Source organism: Pseudomonas sp. zjy_15, assembly GCF_043101865.1.
Classification (GTDB): Bacteria; Pseudomonadota; Gammaproteobacteria; order Pseudomonadales; family Pseudomonadaceae; genus Aquipseudomonas; species Aquipseudomonas putida_Y.
In genome coordinates this window covers 1-16,582 of the sequence record NZ_JBICII010000046.1, presented here as the reverse complement: position 1 = coordinate 16,582, position 16,582 = coordinate 1, and the positions used below count along the sequence as shown (strand labels likewise).

The 16,582-nt window shown below is 61.8% G+C and carries 14 protein-coding genes; 10 read left to right on the top strand and 4 right to left on the bottom strand.

Features of this window, described 5'->3' with window-relative positions:
• Nucleotides 1–18: 18 nt before the first annotated feature.
• Nucleotides 19–1,944, bottom strand: a complete 1,926-nt coding sequence (locus ACF8EF_RS08800) for a transglycosylase SLT domain-containing protein (RefSeq protein WP_176684844.1) — start codon at nt 1,942–1,944, stop codon at nt 19–21.
• A gap of 220 nt (nt 1,945–2,164) precedes the next feature.
• On the opposite strand from ACF8EF_RS08800, the gene ACF8EF_RS08795 reads away from it, so the two are divergent.
• Nucleotides 2,165–4,093 (top strand): ATP-binding cassette domain-containing protein, encoded by a 1,929-nt coding sequence (locus ACF8EF_RS08795; RefSeq protein ID WP_209964632.1) that lies wholly within the window; start codon nt 2,165–2,167, stop codon nt 4,091–4,093.
• A 107-nt stretch (nt 4,094–4,200) separates the two neighbouring features.
• Here ACF8EF_RS08795 and ACF8EF_RS08790 read toward each other — a convergent pair whose 3' ends face one another.
• Nucleotides 4,201–4,641, bottom strand: a complete 441-nt coding sequence (locus ACF8EF_RS08790) for a universal stress protein (protein ID WP_176684846.1) — start codon at nt 4,639–4,641, stop codon at nt 4,201–4,203.
• Between the two features lie 109 nt (nt 4,642–4,750).
• Between ACF8EF_RS08790 and ACF8EF_RS08785 the strand changes: the two genes are divergently transcribed.
• The 7 genes from ACF8EF_RS08785 (at nt 4,751) to ACF8EF_RS08755 (ending at nt 13,182) form a co-directional block, all read left to right on the top strand.
• Nucleotides 4,751–5,188 carry a hypothetical protein gene (locus ACF8EF_RS08785; RefSeq protein ID WP_003248762.1) on the top strand — a complete coding sequence of 146 codons (438 nt, stop codon included), beginning with the start codon at nt 4,751–4,753 and terminating at the stop codon, nt 5,186–5,188.
• 612 nt (nt 5,189–5,800) lie between these two features.
• On the top strand, nt 5,801–7,948 hold the full coding sequence (gene fadB / locus ACF8EF_RS08780) for a fatty acid oxidation complex subunit alpha FadB (RefSeq protein ID WP_176684847.1): 2,148 nt from the start codon (nt 5,801–5,803) through the stop codon (nt 7,946–7,948).
• 31 nt (nt 7,949–7,979) lie between these two features.
• Nucleotides 7,980–9,155, top strand: a complete 1,176-nt coding sequence (gene fadA, locus ACF8EF_RS08775; RefSeq protein ID WP_010953128.1) for an acetyl-CoA C-acyltransferase FadA — start codon at nt 7,980–7,982, stop codon at nt 9,153–9,155.
• Nucleotides 9,156–9,231: 76 nt separating this feature from the next.
• Nucleotides 9,232–9,483 (top strand): DUF1653 domain-containing protein, encoded by a 252-nt coding sequence (locus ACF8EF_RS08770; protein WP_021785428.1) that lies wholly within the window; start codon nt 9,232–9,234, stop codon nt 9,481–9,483.
• A gap of 100 nt (nt 9,484–9,583) precedes the next feature.
• Nucleotides 9,584–12,193: a type I DNA topoisomerase gene (topA, locus tag ACF8EF_RS08765; RefSeq protein WP_176684848.1), complete on the top strand. Its 2,610-nt coding sequence runs from the start codon at nt 9,584–9,586 to the stop codon at nt 12,191–12,193.
• Nucleotides 12,194–12,382: 189 nt separating this feature from the next.
• On the top strand, nt 12,383–12,898 hold the full coding sequence (locus tag ACF8EF_RS08760; protein WP_392460896.1) for a DUF6586 family protein: 516 nt from the start codon (nt 12,383–12,385) through the stop codon (nt 12,896–12,898).
• Between the two features lie 50 nt (nt 12,899–12,948).
• Nucleotides 12,949–13,182, top strand: coding sequence for a hypothetical protein (locus ACF8EF_RS08755; protein WP_003248777.1), 234 nt, complete (start codon nt 12,949–12,951; stop codon nt 13,180–13,182).
• Between the two features lie 50 nt (nt 13,183–13,232).
• On the opposite strand, the gene sulA is transcribed toward ACF8EF_RS08755, so the two are convergent.
• A complete protein-coding gene (sulA, locus tag ACF8EF_RS08750; protein WP_209964640.1) occupies nt 13,233–13,709 on the bottom strand; it encodes an SOS-induced cell division inhibitor SulA in 477 nt (158 codons plus the stop codon).
• A gap of 13 nt (nt 13,710–13,722) precedes the next feature.
• Entirely contained in the window at nt 13,723–14,331 is a 609-nt protein-coding gene (gene lexA / locus ACF8EF_RS08745; RefSeq protein ID WP_392529074.1) for a transcriptional repressor LexA, read from the bottom strand.
• A 286-nt stretch (nt 14,332–14,617) separates the two neighbouring features.
• Between lexA and ACF8EF_RS08740 the strand changes: the two genes are divergently transcribed.
• Nucleotides 14,618–15,325: a TetR/AcrR family transcriptional regulator gene (locus ACF8EF_RS08740; protein ID WP_003248784.1), complete on the top strand. Its 708-nt coding sequence runs from the start codon at nt 14,618–14,620 to the stop codon at nt 15,323–15,325.
• A 183-nt stretch (nt 15,326–15,508) separates the two neighbouring features.
• A complete protein-coding gene (gene nagZ, locus ACF8EF_RS08735) occupies nt 15,509–16,507 on the top strand; it encodes a beta-N-acetylhexosaminidase (protein ID WP_209969747.1) in 999 nt (332 codons plus the stop codon).
• Nucleotides 16,508–16,582: the final 75 nt, after the last annotated feature.

Below are 16,582 nucleotides of genomic sequence, written 5' to 3'. Positions count from 1 at the left end.
GTACAGGCTCAACAGCAATCACATGTCATCGAAATACCGCTCATGCCAATCCACCAGCGGCTGCGGCGAATTCAGCTTTTGCCCGTAGATCACCGAATACGAAAGCACGTTCTGCACATATTGGCGTGTTTCGTCGAACGGGATCGACTCTACCCACACATCGAAGCTCAGGTGCTTGGCGCCTTTGAGCCACTGGCGAACGCGCCCGGGGCCGGCGTTATAGGCTGCCGAAGCCAGCACCCGGTTGCCGTTGAACTGGCTGTGTACCTGGCTCAGGTAGGCTGCACCCAGCTGGATGTTCTTGTCCGGGTTCAGCACTTGCGCCGGTGATGCCAGCGGGATACTGAACTTGCGTGCGGTTTCCTTGGCCGTGGCCGGCATCAGCTGCATCAGGCCGCTGGCGCCCACGGGAGAGCGTGCGTCCTCCATGAAGGCGCTTTCCTGGCGAGTGATGGCGAATACCCAGCTCGAATGCAGGCCGCGAACCTTGGCTTCACGCACCAGCGTGTCGCGGTGGGCCATGGGGAAGCGGATGTCCAGGTCGTCCCAGTAGCGGGCCTGGCTGATGGTGCGGATGGCTGGAAAGTACCAGCGCAGCTCGTAGGCCAGGCGAGCCTGTGCAACCATTTCGTCACGGGTGAAGTGGCGGCTGACGTGGTACCACTCACGGCGGCCGTCGACAATCTGGCCACGGGCGTGGAATTCCAGTGCGCGCTGGATACCGGGCGTGTTACGGACCTTCTTGACCAGTTGCGGGCTCAGCAGCAGCGGCTTGTTGTTCAGCTGGTACGGTGCCTGTGCCCGGTCGGCGGCGAGAAAGCCATAGAAGTCACGCTCACGCGCTGCGGCCTTGTAAAGCAGCGGAACCTGCGGGTTGTTTGGCTGTGCCAGTTCCAGGCTGCGAGCCTGCCAGTACCTCCAGCGGCTGGTGCTGGCCAGGTCCTGGGGAAGGCGCTTGGTCAGCTCGTAGGCGTCCTCCCAGCGGCCCAGGCGCAGCAGCAGGCGAAGGCGCCATTCGCTGACGGTGTTGTCACGCAGCTCGGGGTCGTAGCGGGTCATCAGGCCGAGCGCGCGTGGGTCGTAGCGGCGTGCGAGGGTCAGGCCGATTTCGCGGGCGATGGCCACCTTTTCATCACGCGAGAAGTGCATGCGCTGGGCGTAATCGTCGAGCAGTGCCATGGCCCGCTCCGGGTTCTGCCGGGCCAGGCGGCGAAGGCCGAGGCTGACCACGTCGGACATGGCCTCGTTGACCGGGGTAAAGCGCGACGGCTGGTTGAGCAGCTCAGGCTTCTGCGCTACGTCGACCAGCAGGCGCCCCTGCGGGCGGAGGGTGGTCAGGCCCTTGGCCAGCGTGTTTGCCAGGCCGTAGTTGCGCGCCTGGGCTGCCAGCTTGGTGCGTGCCCAGCGCTTGGCTTCGGTCAACTGGCCTTCGGCTGCCCACATGCCGAACAGCGCGTCGCAGGCGGCAGGTTGCGATTTGCCGACGTTCCACAGCTTGTCGGCGGTGGCGTAACCTTCGGCGCGCAAGCCGTGGCTGAGCTGGTATTGGCCGTTGAGGCAGTCCAGTTCGGTAAAATTGAGCTTGGGGTCGTAGTACTTGACGAAGGTATCCCACTCGCCACGTTCGGCCAGCCAGCGCAACCAGCGCAGCTTCATCCAGTTGGCCTGGGGCAGGTCGCCATGCTTGGCAAGAAAGCCTTCGATTTCCTGGTTGCTGGCGCTTTTCAGGCGTGCTGTGAGTTCATCGTAGGCCAGGTAGGGCGTCAGCGGGTAGTCCTTCAAGGCCTGGGCATAGCGCAGGTACGGGCCTTTGTCGCCTTTGGCCAGCGCTCGCTTGGCCTCGTCGTAGTACTGGCGTTGCAGGGTCAGGTCGGCGGCCTGCGCCACGCAGGTGGCGGCGGTAAGCAGCAGGCAGGATGCAATATGTAACAGGCGGCTGCGCATGATACGTCCGGGCAGTTGAACCATGGGGAGTGTCGGCGGAGCCAGCACTGTTGGAAGCTATTGCCTTAGCTTAGCCGTTTGCCGGCGGTGGGTGAAAGCGCTGTGCGTGTATCGGGATATTAAGTTCGACCAGATGTCGCCAGGCGTTCGCCGGTTGGCCTGGCGGATGCCGTCGGGGCCCAAGTCAGGTAGAATGCGCGCCCGATTTATGGAGACCAACATGACCCTGCTCAAATTCAGCGATGTGTCCCTCGCATTCGGCGCCATGCCGCTGCTGGACAAAGTGTCCTGGCAGATCGCTCGTGGCGAGCGGGTGTGCATCATCGGCCGCAACGGCACCGGCAAGTCGAGCATGCTGCGCCTGGTCAAGGGCGAGCAGAAGGGCGACGACGGCGAAATCTGGCGTGCCCCGGGCCTGAAGATCGGTGAGCTGCCACAGGAGCTGCCGGTGGCCGACGAGCGAACGGTGTTCGACGTCGTAGCCGCTGGTCTGGACGGCGTGGGCGAGTTGCTGGCGCAGTTCCACCACCTGAGCATGAACATCCAGGGCGATGAAGACCTGGAAAAACTCATGCACGTCCAGCATGAGCTGGAAGCCCGCGACGGCTGGCGCCTGCAGCAGGTGGTGGAAAGCACGCTCAGTCGCCTGCAACTGCCGGCCGACAAGACCCTGGCCGAGCTGTCCGGTGGCTGGCGCCGCCGCGTGCTGCTGGCCCAGGCGCTGGTGTCCGAGCCCGACCTGCTGCTGCTCGACGAACCGACCAACCACCTGGACATCGGTGCCATTGCCTGGCTCGAAGAGGCCCTGCGTGGCTTCAACGGCGCGGTATTGTTCATCACCCACGACCGTTCGTTCCTGCAGAACCTGGCCACCCGCATCCTCGAGCTGGACCGTGGCGGCCTGATCGACTGGAACGGCGACTACGCCAGCTTCCTGGTGCACAAGGAGGCCGCACTGGCCGCCGAGGAAACCGCCAACGCGCTCTTCGACAAGCGCCTGGCCCAGGAAGAAGTGTGGATTCGCCAGGGTATCAAGGCCCGCCGTACCCGCAACGAAGGCCGTGTGCGTGCACTGAAGGCCCTGCGTGTGGAGCGTGGCGAGCGCCGCGAACGACAGGGCAAGGCCAACATTCAGATCGAAGCAGCGGACAAGTCCGGCAAGCAGGTGATGGTGCTGGAAAATGTCAGCTTCCATCACCCGGACGGGCCTCTGCTGGTCAAGGACTTTTCCATGGTCCTGCAGCGGCAGGACCGCATCGGTCTGCTGGGCGCAAACGGCACTGGCAAGACCACTTTGCTCAAGATGATGCTGGGCGACCTTGAGCCTACTGCGGGCAAAGTGGAGCGTGGCACCAAGCTCGAGGTGGCTTATTTCGACCAGATGCGCCACCAGCTCGACCTGGAAAAGACCGTGATCGACAACCTGGCCGAAGGCCGTGATTTCATCGAGATCGATGGTCAGAACCGCCACGTGCTGAGCTACCTGGGCGACTTCCTGTTCAGTCCCCAGCGTGCGCGCACGCCGGTCAAGGCGCTGTCAGGTGGTGAGCGTGCGCGGCTGCTGCTGGCCAAGCTGTTCAGCAAGCCGGCCAACCTGCTGGTGCTCGACGAACCGACCAACGACCTGGACGTGGAAACCCTCGAGCTTCTGGAAGAGGTGCTGTCCAACTACAAAGGCACCGTGCTGATGGTCAGCCACGACCGGGCCTTCCTCGACAACGTCGTTACCAGCACGCTGGTGTTCGAAGGCGAGGGTAAGGTGCGTGAGTATGTGGGCGGCTACGAGGACTGGATTCGCCAGGGCGGCTCGCCGAAATTGCTGGGTGTGACCGAGAGCAAGGGCGGCAAGTCTGCGCTCAACAGCGCGGTGGTTGAGAAGGTCGAGGCCAAGCCTGAACCTGTTGTTGCGGCGGTGGTGGAAGAGCCTTCGAAGAAGAAACTCAGCTACAAGCTGCAGCGTGAGCTGGAAATGCTGCCGGGGCAGATCGACGAGCTGGAACAGCGGATGGCCGAGGCTCAGGAAGAAGTGAATGCGGCGGGCTTCTATCAGCGGCCAATTGCAGAAACTTCGGCGGTGCTGGCACAGATCGAGAAGCTGCAGGGCGAGCTGGATGTATTGGTAGAGCGCTGGGCTGAGCTGGAAGGCTGACTGGCGTTAGCCTGTTCCGGCCTCTTCGCGGGTAAACCCGCTCCTGCAGGGATCGCCATACCCTTGCAGGCGCAGGCTTGCACGCGAAGAGGCCGGTTCAGGTCGAATCAATCCTTCTTCAGCAAGCGTACCGCCAGCACGTCACACGGCGCGCCGTGCAGCACATCGTTGGCCGTGGAGCCCAGCAGCAATGCCAGGCCGTGACGACCATGGCTGCCGACCACGATCAGGTCGCAGTTCTGGTCCTTGGCCAGCTGGTGGATTTCCTGGCGCGGTTGGCCGTAGGTCAGGTGCGAGTCGCCGCGGTTGATTTCCGGGTATTTGTGGAACAGGCGGTCCATGCGCTCCTTGGCCTGGTCGAACTGCTGCTGTTGCAACTGCGACAGGTCCATCGGTACGTCACCGCCGAAAGCCATGGCCATCGGCTCGACAATGTGCACCAGGGATACCTTGGCATTCGAAGGTTCTGCCAGCGCCATGGCGCGCTTGATCACCGGGTCGCACTCTTCGGTCAGGTCGACAGCGACCAACAAATGTTCGTATTTCATGAGCGGTACTCCTGACAATCGCGATAGAAGAAGTATGGTCGCTTTAGGGCGGGTCCACCGTGAAAATGGCTAACCAGCTCATTTGCAACGTTTTATGGGAACTACTGATATGACGGTATTGCTGGTGGTGTCAATCCTTGCGCTGATTCTCAGCCCGCTTTCCTGGCTGCGCAGTTCGCGCAAGCAGAGCGAGCAGATGAAGTTGCGCCTGGAGGCTCGGCGCATGGGGCTGGCCATGCAGCTGGCGCCTCAGCAGTGGCCGCATTGGCTGGAAAAAGAGCCGCCAAGCCCCTGCCCGCAATATCACCGAGCCCGGCGTCGTGGGCATGAGGACAGTTTCAGCTTCTGGCAGGTCAGCCCCGGGGTGTGGTGGAATCAGTGGCGCGAGCCCTGCGAAGACCCACGCTTCATGGGCGCCTTGTCGCGTTTGCCGGCGAGTGTGTACAAGGTGGAGGCCGATGCGCGGATGATTGCCTTGTACTGGACCGAGCGCGGCGATACTGCTGTGTTGCAGGATGTTGCCTACGCCCTCGAAACCTTGGCTTGAGCTCAGCCCATATGCGCCCCTGTAGGCGAGGATTCACCTGCGAACATCGGCAGGGCCGGTGCCAAGCTCCGCGGTGCCTGCTTCGCGGGTAAACCCGCTCCTACGGGGGCGGAATCCAGCCTGGTCAATCTGTTCTATAACGACAAAGCGGCGGCTCGGCATGACCCTGAAGGGGTGGGGTGCCAAGTCGCCGCTTTGCGTTCTGCTGCGCAGAAAAGGCCAGGCAGGCCGGGTATTCATGCAAGCAAGTGCCAGTGTAGTCGCCCTGGCTCGCCGCGCAAGCGCAAAGCACTCCAGCCAATACGTGTGGTCAATCGCTGACATGAATGACCGGCGATCACTGTCATCATGTTTTGTACCCGGGCGATAGAAAATGACTGGAAAGTCGCGCTTTCGCCGTGCTCGTGAGCATTTGACAACGCCCATCTTTTCGGAGAATGTGTGCACACCCAAATCAAACGGGCGTATGAATTGAGCGTTTGTATGTCATCACGCCAAGCCATACTTCCGACTAGCGCGCTGACGGGTGTGCCTGGGGCAGGGCAGCTAGGCCTGCTTTTGCTGCAGCGATCGGCGTGTACAGTTCAGCTTCCATATCGTGGAGATCAGTTGATGATTTACGAAGGTAAAGCCATCACGGTTAAGGCTCTTGAAAGTGGCATCGTCGAGCTCAAGTTCGACCTCAAGGGTGAGTCCGTCAACAAGTTCAACCGCCTTACCCTGAGCGAGCTGCGCCAGGCCGTCGATGCCATCCAGGCCGATGCCTCGGTCAAGGGCGTGATCGTCAGCAGTGGCAAGGACGTGTTCATCGTCGGCGCCGACATCACCGAGTTCGTCGACAACTTCAAGCTGCCTGAGGCCGAGCTGGTCGCTGGCAACCTGGAAGCCAATCGCATCTTCAACGCCTTCGAAGACCTCGAAGTGCCAACCGTTGCCGCCATCAACGGCATCGCGCTGGGCGGCGGCCTGGAAATGTGCCTGGCGGCCGACTACCGGGTCATGTCCAGCAGCGCCAGGATCGGCCTGCCGGAAGTCAAGCTGGGTATCTACCCGGGCTTTGGCGGTACCGTGCGCCTGCCGCGCCTGATCGGCTCGGACAACGCCATCGAGTGGATCGCCGCCGGCAAGGAAAACCGTGCCGAAGACGCCCTGAAAGTGGGGGCCGTCGACGCCGTGGTCGCCCCTGAGCTGCTGCTGGCCGGTGCCCTCGACCTGATCAAGCGTGCCATCAGTGGCGAACTGGACTACAAGGCCAAGCGCCAGCCGAAGCTGGAAAAGCTCAAGCTCAATGCCATCGAGCAGATGATGGCCTTCGAGACCGCCAAGGGCTTCGTCGCAGGCCAGGCCGGGCCGAACTACCCGGCCCCGGTCGAAGCGATCAAGAGCATCCAGAAAGCCGCCAACTTCGGTCGCGACAAGGCCCTGGAAGTCGAAGCCGCGGGCTTTGCCAAGCTGGCCAAGACCTCGGTCGCCGAGAGCCTGATCGGCTTGTTCCTCAACGATCAGGAACTCAAGCGCAAGGCCAAGGCGCATGACGAGATCGCCCACGACGTGAAGCAGGCCGCCGTCCTCGGCGCCGGCATCATGGGCGGCGGTATCGCCTACCAGTCGGCGGTCAAAGGTACGCCGATCCTGATGAAGGACATCCGCGAGGAAGCCATTCAACTGGGTCTGAACGAGGCCTCCAAGCTGCTCGGCAACCGCGTCGAGAAGGGCCGCCTGACCCCGGCCAAGATGGCCGAGGCCCTCAACGCCATTCGCCCGACCCTGTCTTATGGCGATTTCGCCAATGTCGACATCGTCGTCGAGGCTGTGGTCGAGAACCCGAAGGTCAAGCAAGCGGTACTGGCGGAAGTGGAAGGCCAGGTGAAGGACGACGCGATCCTCGCTTCCAACACCTCCACCATCTCCATCAACCTGCTGGCCAAGGCGCTCAAGCGTCCGGAAAACTTCGTCGGCATGCACTTCTTCAACCCGGTGCACATGATGCCGCTGGTTGAAGTGATCCGTGGCGAGAAGTCCAGTGAAGTGGCGGTTGCCACCACCGTGGCCTACGCCAAGAAAATGGGCAAGAACCCGATCGTGGTCAACGACTGCCCGGGCTTTTTGGTCAACCGCGTGCTGTTCCCGTACTTCGGCGGCTTCGCCAAGCTGGTCAGCGCCGGCGTCGATTTTGTGCGCATCGACAAGGTCATGGAAAAGTTCGGCTGGCCGATGGGCCCAGCCTACCTGATGGACGTGGTCGGCATCGACACCGGTCACCATGGTCGCGATGTGATGGCCGAAGGTTTCCCGGACCGGATGAAGGACGAGCGTCGCTCGGCCGTTGACGCGCTGTACGAGGCTAACCGCCTGGGTCAGAAGAACGGCAAGGGCTTCTACGCCTACGAAACCGACAAGCGCGGCAAGCCGAAGAAGGTTTTCGATGCCACCGTGCTCGACGTGCTCAAGCCTATCGTGTTCGAGCAGCGTGAAGTGACCGATGAAGACATCATCAACTGGATGATGGTCCCGCTGTGCCTGGAGACTGTGCGCTGCCTGGAAGACGGCATCGTCGAAACCGCCGCCGAAGCCGATATGGGGCTGGTCTACGGCATTGGTTTCCCTCCCTTCCGCGGTGGTGCGCTGCGTTACATCGACTCGATCGGTGTGGCCGAATTCGTTGCCCTGGCCGATCAGTACGCCGACCTGGGGCCGCTGTACCACCCGACCGCCAAGCTGCGTGAAATGGCCAAGAACGGCCAGCGCTTCTTCAACTGAGCGGTCAACGAGCTAGAGCGAGAGATTTGATATGAGCCTGAATCCAAGAGACGTGGTGATTGTCGACTTCGGTCGCACGCCAATGGGCCGCTCCAAGGGTGGCATGCACCGCAATACCCGCGCTGAAGACATGTCGGCGCACCTGATCAGCAAACTGCTGGAACGCAACGGCAAGGTCGACCCGAAAGAAGTCGAGGATGTGATCTGGGGCTGCGTCAACCAGACCCTGGAGCAGGGCTGGAACATCGCCCGCATGGCGTCGCTGATGACCCCGATCCCGCACACCTCTGCGGCGCAGACCGTCAGCCGCCTGTGCGGTTCGTCGATGAGCGCCCTGCACACGGCTGCCCAGGCGATCATGACCGGTAACGGTGATGTGTTCGTGGTGGGTGGCGTGGAGCACATGGGCCACGTCAGCATGATGCACGGTGTCGACCCCAACCCGCACCTGTCCTTGCATGCCGCCAAGGCTTCCGGGATGATGGGCCTGACTGCGGAAATGCTCGGCAAGATGCACGGCATCACCCGTGAGCAGCAGGACCTGTTCGGCTTGCGTTCGCACCAGCTGGCCCACAAAGCCACTGTCGAAGGCAAGTTCAAGGATGAGATCATCCCGATGCAGGGCTACGACGAAAACGGCTTCCTGAAGGTGTTCGATTTCGACGAAACCATTCGCCCGGAAACCACCCTCGAAGGCCTGGCGTCGCTCAAGCCTGCGTTCAACCCGAAAGGCGGTACTGTCACTGCCGGTACCTCGTCGCAGATTACCGACGGCGCATCGTGCATGATCGTGATGTCCGGCCAGCGTGCGATGGACCTGGGTATCCAGCCATTGGCGGTGATCCGTTCGATGGCAGTGGCCGGTGTCGACCCGGCAATCATGGGCTATGGCCCGGTGCCATCGACCCAGAAAGCCCTCAAGCGTGCCGGTCTGACCATGGCTGACATCGACTTCATCGAGCTCAATGAAGCCTTCGCTGCACAGGCCCTGCCAGTGCTGAAAGACTTGAAAGTGCTCGACAAGATGGATGAGAAGGTTAACCTGCACGGCGGCGCGATTGCCTTGGGCCACCCGTTCGGTTGCTCCGGGGCGCGGATTTCCGGCACCCTGCTCAACGTCATGAAGCAAAATGGCGGTACGCTGGGTGTTGCGACCATGTGCGTCGGCCTGGGCCAAGGTATCACTACTGTCTTCGAACGCGTCTGATCGCGTAGCGGGACAGCAACCGGGGCCTTGTGCCCCGGTTTTGTTTTTTCAGGTTTTATTCAAGAGGGTGTGCAACATGCAGATACAACCAGGCGTCTACCGGCATTACAAAGGGCCTGAGTACCGTGTCTTCAGTGTTGCGCGGCACTCCGAAACCGAAGAGTGGATGGTGTTCTACCAATGCCTGTATGGTGATTACAGCTTCTGGGTACGCCCCCTTTCGATGTTCGAGGAGTCCGTAGAAGTTGACGGCGAGCAGGTGCCACGCTTTGCTTTGGTCAAGGCCGAAGAGGGGCTGCCCGGGTTGCTGGGCAAGTCGCACGACTGATCGTCCGAGCTTGACCTCACACTTTTGCCACTATATATAGCGGTGCCGCGTCTGGCACTTGGCGCGTTTTTTATCTTCAGATTCAGGAATACTCCGATCCATGGGCAAATCGCTGGTCATTGTGGAATCCCCGGCCAAGGCCAAGACCATCAACAAGTACCTGGGCAACCAGTACGTGGTGAAGTCGAGTATCGGCCATATCCGAGACCTCCCCACCAGCGGTTCGGCCAGCGCGAGCAAAGAGCCGGCCGCCAAGCGTGGCAAGGCTGCGGGTGAGGCACCGGCGCTTTCGCCGAAAGAAAAGGCTCGCCGCCAGCTGGTGGCGCGCATGGGCGTCGACCCCGACCATGGCTGGAAGGCCAAGTACGAGATCCTGCCTGGCAAGGAAAAGGTGATCGAAGAGCTGCGCCGCCTGGCCAAGGATGCCGACACCATCTATCTCGCAACCGACTTGGACCGCGAAGGTGAAGCCATTGCCTGGCACCTGCGTGAGGCCATCGGGGGTGACGACACCCGCTACAAGCGCGTGGTGTTCAACGAAATTACCAAGAAGGCCATTCAGGAGGCCTTCTCGCAGCCGGGCGAACTGGACATCGATCGGGTCAACGCTCAGCAGGCGCGGCGTTTCCTCGACCGCGTGGTCGGTTACATGGTTTCGCCGCTGCTGTGGGCCAAGATTGCCCGCGGCCTGTCCGCTGGCCGTGTGCAGTCGGTAGCGGTAAAGCTGGTGGTGGAGCGTGAGCGTGAGATCCGCGCGTTCATCCCGGAAGAGTACTGGGAAATCCACGCCGACCTCGGCACCGCCAAGAACGCCAAGGTGCGTTTCGAGGTGGCGCGCGAGAAGGGCGAGGCCTTCAAGCCGCTGAACGAAGCCCAGGCCATGGCGGCGCTGGATAAGCTCAAGGCTTCCAGCTACAGCGTGGTCAAGCGCGAAGACCGTCCGACCAGCAGCAAGCCATCGGCACCGTTCATTACTTCCACCTTGCAGCAAGCGGCCAGTAACCGCCTGGGCTTCGGCGTGAAGAAAACCATGATGATGGCCCAGCGCTTGTACGAAGCCGGTTACATCACCTACATGCGTACCGACTCGACCAACCTGTCGGCGGACGCCCTGGAGATGGCCCGCAGCTACATCGAGCGGGAGTTCGGCAAGCAGTACCTGCCGGAGGCGCCACTGGTTTACGGCAGCAAGGAGGGCGCCCAGGAGGCGCACGAAGCGATTCGGCCTTCTGACGTGAATACCCACCCGACCAAGCTCAGTGGCATGGAGCGTGACGCCGAGCGCCTGTACGAGTTGATCTGGCGCCAGTTCCTGGCTTGCCAGATGCCGCCAGCGCAGTACCTGTCCACCAGCGTCACCGTCGCTGCCGGCGATTTCGAACTGCGTGCCAAGGGCCGCATCCTCAAGTTCGACGGCTACACCCGTGTGCTGCCACAGCAGAGCAAGCCGGGCGAAGACGACGTGCTGCCAGAAATGGTTCAGGGTGAAGCGCTTAAGCTGATCCAGATCGACCCGAGTCAGCACTTCACCAAGCCACCGGCGCGCTTCACCGAAGCCAGCCTGGTCAAGGAAATGGAAAAGCGCGGCATTGGCCGTCCATCGACCTACGCGGCGATCATTTCCACCATCCAGGACCGAGGCTATGTGACGCTGCACAACCGCCGCTTCTACTCCGAGAAGATGGGCGACATCGTCACCGAACGCCTGTCGGAGAGCTTCTCCAACCTGATGGACTACGGATTTACCGCTGTCATGGAAGAGAACCTCGACGACGTGGCCCAGGGCGAGCGTGACTGGAAGAACGTGCTCGACGAGTTCTACGGCGACTTCAGCAAAAAGCTGCAGACTGCCGAGTCCAGCGAAGACGGCATGCGCGCCAACCAGCCGACCATGACCAACATTCCATGCAAGGAATGTGGCCGGCCGATGATGATTCGAACCGCCTCTACAGGCGTGTTCCTGGGTTGCTCTGGCTACAGCCTGCCACCGAAAGAGCGCTGCAAGGCTACCGTCAACCTGGTGCCGGGCGACGAGATCGCCGCTGACGACGAGGGCGAGTCGGAATCGCGCGTACTGCTGGGCAAGCACCGTTGCCCGATCTGCGCCACGGCGATGGACGCCTACCTGCTGGACGAGAAGCACAAGCTGCACATCTGTGGTAACAACCCGGATTGTGTAGGTTACGAGATCGAGGAAGGCAACTACCGCATCAAGGGCTACGAAGGGCCGAGCCTGGAGTGCGACAAGTGCGGCAGCGAGATGCAATTGAAGACCGGCCGTTTCGGCAAGTTCTTCGGCTGCACCAACCCGGCGTGCAAGAACACCCGCAAGCTGCTCAAGAGCGGCGAGGCGGCGCCGCCGAAGATGGACAAGGTAGACATGCCGGAGCTCAAGTGCGAGAAGGTCGACGATACCTACGTGCTTCGCGACGGTGCTTCGGGGCTGTTCCTGGCTGCCAGCCAGTTCCCCAAGAACCGCGAGACCCGTGCGCCGCTGGTGCTGGAGATTGTGCCGCACAAGCATGAGATCGACCCGAAGTACCACTTCCTGTGCGATGCGCCGCAGAAAGACCCGGATGGCCGCCCGGCGGTGATTCGTTACAGCCGCAAGACCAAGGAGCAGTACGTGCAGTCCGAGGTCGATGGCAAGCCGACCGGTTGGAAGGCGTTCTACGACGGCAATGCCTGGAAGGTTGAAGATAAGCGCTGATCCATCGGTGCTGTGATATGGGGCCGCTTTGCGCCCCTTCGCGGGCTTGCCCGCTCCCACAGGTATCGCGCCGCCCTTGAATGTGGCGCTGTACTGGTGGGAGCGGGCAAGCCCGCGAAGGGGCGCAAAGCGGCCCCAATCATTTATGATGCAGATATCCGCCTTGTAGCCTTATGGGAGGGCACTGAAATGGCCCAGGAACTCTACACCCGTACCAACCAGAAACTGTTCTTCGCCGGCCTCGCCCTGGAGTCCATGGCCAAGGCTGAACAAAGCCTGGCCATGAATGCCCAAGGTCTGGTTCAGGCTGAACGCGAGTCGGCGCTGTTCCACCTGTATGGTGCTCTGTTGGGGCTGTGCCATGAAATCGGGGGCTTCTACCGCCTGCCGGTTGTCGCAACGGTGGAGCAGGCCCTGGCCGAGGATGCCCTGAACGGTATCGCCATCCCGGAAGTGGCCGAGTTGCTGGAGCTGGCCCGCCAGCGTGAAACCTGGCTGGCGCAAATGCTCGGTGCTTATGCCGATTTGTTCCGACCACCGGTCGCCAGAAAAGCGCCGAAAACCGACGTTACCCAGCCACTGATTCAGGCCGTCAATCTGGATGAGCCTGAGCATCCAGCGCTGACGCGTGTCGAGCTGGAAAGCTGGCGCAACGACCTCAAAAGTTTGGTGAGACGTTTCCGCGACGCGTTGAGTGAGTGCTGATAACCGCAACGGCTGGTACAATAATCGCCTTTCGCGGAGAACTGCCATTTATGTCTACGTCTTTTCTGGAAATTGTCGAGTTGCCTGACGGCCGCATCGAACTTCGTCGCGCCGAGGATGAGGGCTCTCTGGTAACCCTGGATTTCTCGGAAGACGCCAAGGTGTTCCTGCAGGGTCAGCATGTGGAAGTGGCCAAGGCCATGCTCAGTGTGGGCGTGCAGATGGCCGGTCGCCTGATGGATGGCGAGCTCGAGCGTGATGAAGGGCCGCGTGTGCTGCACTGAGGGTGCAGCAGCGTATCAGGCTAGTTGAAGTGACAGGCAAAGCCTGAACATCAGCCGAGGCGGATGTTCAGGCTTTGTGCGTTTCCGGCACTGGCAGCACGTAGCAGTTGCTGACGTGCAGTGGCATTGACGTTACCCAGCCAGCTCACCACTGTGTGGCTGAGGCCCAGGCGCAAAGCCTCACAGGCCAGTTGCAGCGAGCTTTGATTGCTGCGGGGTTGCAGCAGCAGAATGCGTTCACGGTTGAGTCCGGCATCGCGCAGCCAGGCCTGGGTCAGGCTTGGCGGTGGGGCGATCAGGGTCAGCCAGCGGGCCTCGTCCTCTTCGCTCAACTCGCGCAGCACTGGCGCCAGCAGGCTTTGGCAGTGGCCAGGGGCACCGCGCAGCGACAGTTCGCTGAACAGTTCGGGCTGGCTGCTCTTGCGCGCCAGTTCCCTGGCTTTTAGGCCTGGCAGCACGGGCTGGGCGAGGAATGCTTCGAACAGGGGCAACTGGGCTTGCTCGGGTGCGTGAATGAACTGCTGCATGACGCCTCCTGGATCAGCGGCGAATGACGCCGACGCTCAAGCCCTCGATCACCAGTTCCTGTTCTTTCAGGTCGACTTCGATGGGGGCGAATTCGGGGTTTTCGGCAAGCAGCCAGACTTTGCTGCCTTCGCGCTTGAAGCGCTTGACTGTGACTTCGTCGCCGATGCGCGCCACCACGATCTGGCCGTTGCGGGCTTCACGACAGGTGTGCACAGCCAGCAGGTCACCGTCGAAGATGCCGACGTCCTTCATGCTCATGCCGTGTACGCGCAGCAAATAATCGGCTTGGGGGTGGAAGAAGGCAGGGTTGATGTTGCAGGATTGCTCGATGTGCTGTTCGGCAAGAATCGGCGCACCGGCCGCTACCCGGCCGATGATGGGCAGGCCGGCTTCTCCGGCCTTGGCTTCCAGGCCGGGAATGCGGATGCCGCGGGAAGCGCCCGGCGTCATTTCGATCGCGCCCTTGCGGGCAAGCGCCTTGAGGTGCTCCTCGGCGGCATTGGGCGACTTGAAGCCCAGCTCCTGAGCAATCTCGGCGCGGGTAGGCGGGAAGCCGTTGTCTTCCAGGCAGCGCTTGATGAACGCGAGAATTTCGGCTTGGCGTGGCGTCAGTTTCAACATGGTAAGCGCTCTGTCTTTTTGTACAGTGACTGGGATTATATACAGTGTCAGGCCCGCTGCAAGCTCCAAGCTGCAAGAAAGGGCGAAACGGCAGTCCTCCCATGCTTTTCAGTCACCCCTGGACGCGATTTTGCGATATCCGGCCGGTGTTGCTGTCACATCACGCTTGCAGCTTCCAGCTTGCACCTTTTAAATGGCGACCGCCCAGTCACCGAGCCTTGACAGAAGCAGGGCTGAAACGTATGTTTCAAACACCTGTTTGTCTGGCGGAGTAGTCGGAGTAGTCATGGCCCAATCGGAAACCGTTGAACGCATTCTCGACGCTGCCGAGCAGTTGTTCGCGGAAAGGGGGTTCGCCGAAACCTCGTTGCGGCTGATTACCAGCAAGGCCGGGGTCAACCTGGCGGCAGTCAACTATCATTTCGGCTCCAAGAAGGCGCTGATCCAGGCCGTTTTCTCGCGTTTCCTTGGCCCATTCTGCGCCAGTCTCGAGCGTGAGCTGGAGCGCCGCCAGGCCAAGCCGGAGCAAAAGCCCAGCCTCGAAGAACTGCTGGAAATGCTCGTAGAGCAGGCGCTGGCCGTGCAACCGCGTAGCAACAACGACCTGTCGATCTTCATGCGCCTGCTGGGTCTGGCGTTCAGCCAGAGCCAAGGGCACCTGCGGCGCTATCTGGAAGACATGTACGGCAAAGTGTTCCGCCGCTACATGTTGTTGGTGAACGAGGCAGCGCCACGCATTCCGCCACTGGAACTGTTCTGGCGTGTGCACTTCATGCTGGGTGCCGCGGCCTTCAGCATGTCCGGTATCAAGGCCTTGCGGGCGATTGCCGAGACCGACTTCGGCATCAACACTTCGATCGAGCAGGTGATGCGCCTGATGGTGCCGTTCCTGGCGGCAGGCATGCGCGCTGACAGCGGTGTGACCGACGAGGCGATGGCCACTGCGCAGTTGCGCCCGCGAACAAAGACCAGCTCGGCTACCGCCAAGGCCTGAAGGCTGGGCGTGGCAGGGCGCTTCCGCTAAGCTAGCGCCCATGCCCGATCTACTTCACATTCCCCTTGCTGACCAGTGCCTGTGTGGCTTCGCTTTTGGCCAACGGCATGTGTCTGCCGGTGTCTGCTGCCCCCCGGTGGGCCGCTCTCTGTCTTCAATGAAGGATTACCCATGACTGTCAGCCTGCAAGGCTCCCTGATGGTGGATATCGCCGGTAAATGGCTGACCGCCGAAGACCGTCAACTGCTGCGCCAGCCCGAAGTGGCTGGCCTGATCATCTTTGCCCGCAATATCGACAGCCCGCGCCAGGTGCGCGAACTGTGCGCGTCCATCCGCGCTATTCGCCCCGATCTGATCCTGGCAGTGGACCAGGAAGGCGGGCGCGTACAGCGTCTGCGCCAGGGCTTTGTTCGCCTGCCGGCCATGCGTGCGCTGGCCGATAACGACAATGCCGAATACCTGGCTGAGCAGTGCGGCTGGCTGATGGCGACCGAGGTACTGGCGGTTGGCCTGGACCTCAGCTTCGCTCCTGTGCTCGACCTGGACCACCAGCGTAGCGCCGTGGTGGGCAGCCGCGCGTTCGAGAGTGACCCGCTGCGTGCAACGCAACTGGCTGGCGCGTTCATCCGTGGCATGAATGCGGCGGGTATGGCCGCCTGTGGCAAGCATTTCCCGGGGCATGGCTGGGCCGAAGCCGATTCGCACGTGGCTATCCCCACCGATGAGCGCAGCCTGGAACAACTGCGCCAGGCCGACCTGGTGCCGTTTACCCGCCTGAGTGGGCAGCTTGCGGCAGTGATGCCGGCGCATGTCATCTACCCGCAGGTCGACAACCAGCCAGCCGGCTTCTCGCGGCGTTGGTTGCAGGACATCCTGCGTGGCGAGCTGGGCTTTGACGGGGTGATCTTCAGTGATGACCTGTCGATGGCCGGTGCGCATGTGGTGGGCGATGCGGCCAGCCGTATCGAAGCGGCGCTGAGCGCCGGCTGTGATATGGGCCTGGTGTGCAATGACCGGGCGGCGGCGGAGCTGGCGCTGAGTGCGGCGCAGCGGTTGAAGGTCAAACCGTCGCCGCGGATTGCGCGGATGCGCGGGCAAGGTTTTGCGCGGACCGATTATCGCCAGCAGCCGCGCTGGCAGGAGGCGTTGGGGGCGTTGAAGGAAGCTCAGCTGGTCGATTGACTGCGCGGGCCTGTTCGCTGCCACCAGTCGGGTTTGCCCGCGAATACGGTAGCGGCGGCAACGGTGAGCGGCAGG

What these genes read in the sequence shown, in the direction of transcription:
- ACF8EF_RS08785 (WP_003248762.1), top strand. Translation starts at nt 4,751, where the DNA reads ATGACGGTATTGCTGGTGGTGTCAATCCTTGCGCTGATTCTCAGCCCG.
- ACF8EF_RS08790 (WP_176684846.1), bottom strand. Translation starts at nt 4,641, where the DNA reads ATGAAATACGAACATTTGTTGGTCGCTGTCGACCTGACCGAAGAGTGC.
- ACF8EF_RS08760 (WP_392460896.1), top strand. Translation starts at nt 12,383, where the DNA reads ATGGCCCAGGAACTCTACACCCGTACCAACCAGAAACTGTTCTTCGCC.
- fadB (WP_176684847.1), top strand. Translation starts at nt 5,801, where the DNA reads ATGATTTACGAAGGTAAAGCCATCACGGTTAAGGCTCTTGAAAGTGGC.
- lexA (WP_392529074.1), bottom strand. Translation starts at nt 14,331, where the DNA reads ATGTTGAAACTGACGCCACGCCAAGCCGAAATTCTCGCGTTCATCAAG.
- topA (WP_176684848.1), top strand. Translation starts at nt 9,584, where the DNA reads ATGGGCAAATCGCTGGTCATTGTGGAATCCCCGGCCAAGGCCAAGACC.
- sulA (WP_209964640.1), bottom strand. Translation starts at nt 13,709, where the DNA reads ATGCAGCAGTTCATTCACGCACCCGAGCAAGCCCAGTTGCCCCTGTTC.
- fadA (WP_010953128.1), top strand. Translation starts at nt 7,980, where the DNA reads ATGAGCCTGAATCCAAGAGACGTGGTGATTGTCGACTTCGGTCGCACG.
- ACF8EF_RS08800 (WP_176684844.1), bottom strand. Translation starts at nt 1,944, where the DNA reads ATGCGCAGCCGCCTGTTACATATTGCATCCTGCCTGCTGCTTACCGCC.
- ACF8EF_RS08795 (WP_209964632.1), top strand. Translation starts at nt 2,165, where the DNA reads ATGACCCTGCTCAAATTCAGCGATGTGTCCCTCGCATTCGGCGCCATG.
- ACF8EF_RS08740 (WP_003248784.1), top strand. Translation starts at nt 14,618, where the DNA reads ATGGCCCAATCGGAAACCGTTGAACGCATTCTCGACGCTGCCGAGCAG.
- ACF8EF_RS08755 (WP_003248777.1), top strand. Translation starts at nt 12,949, where the DNA reads ATGTCTACGTCTTTTCTGGAAATTGTCGAGTTGCCTGACGGCCGCATC.
- ACF8EF_RS08770 (WP_021785428.1), top strand. Translation starts at nt 9,232, where the DNA reads ATGCAGATACAACCAGGCGTCTACCGGCATTACAAAGGGCCTGAGTAC.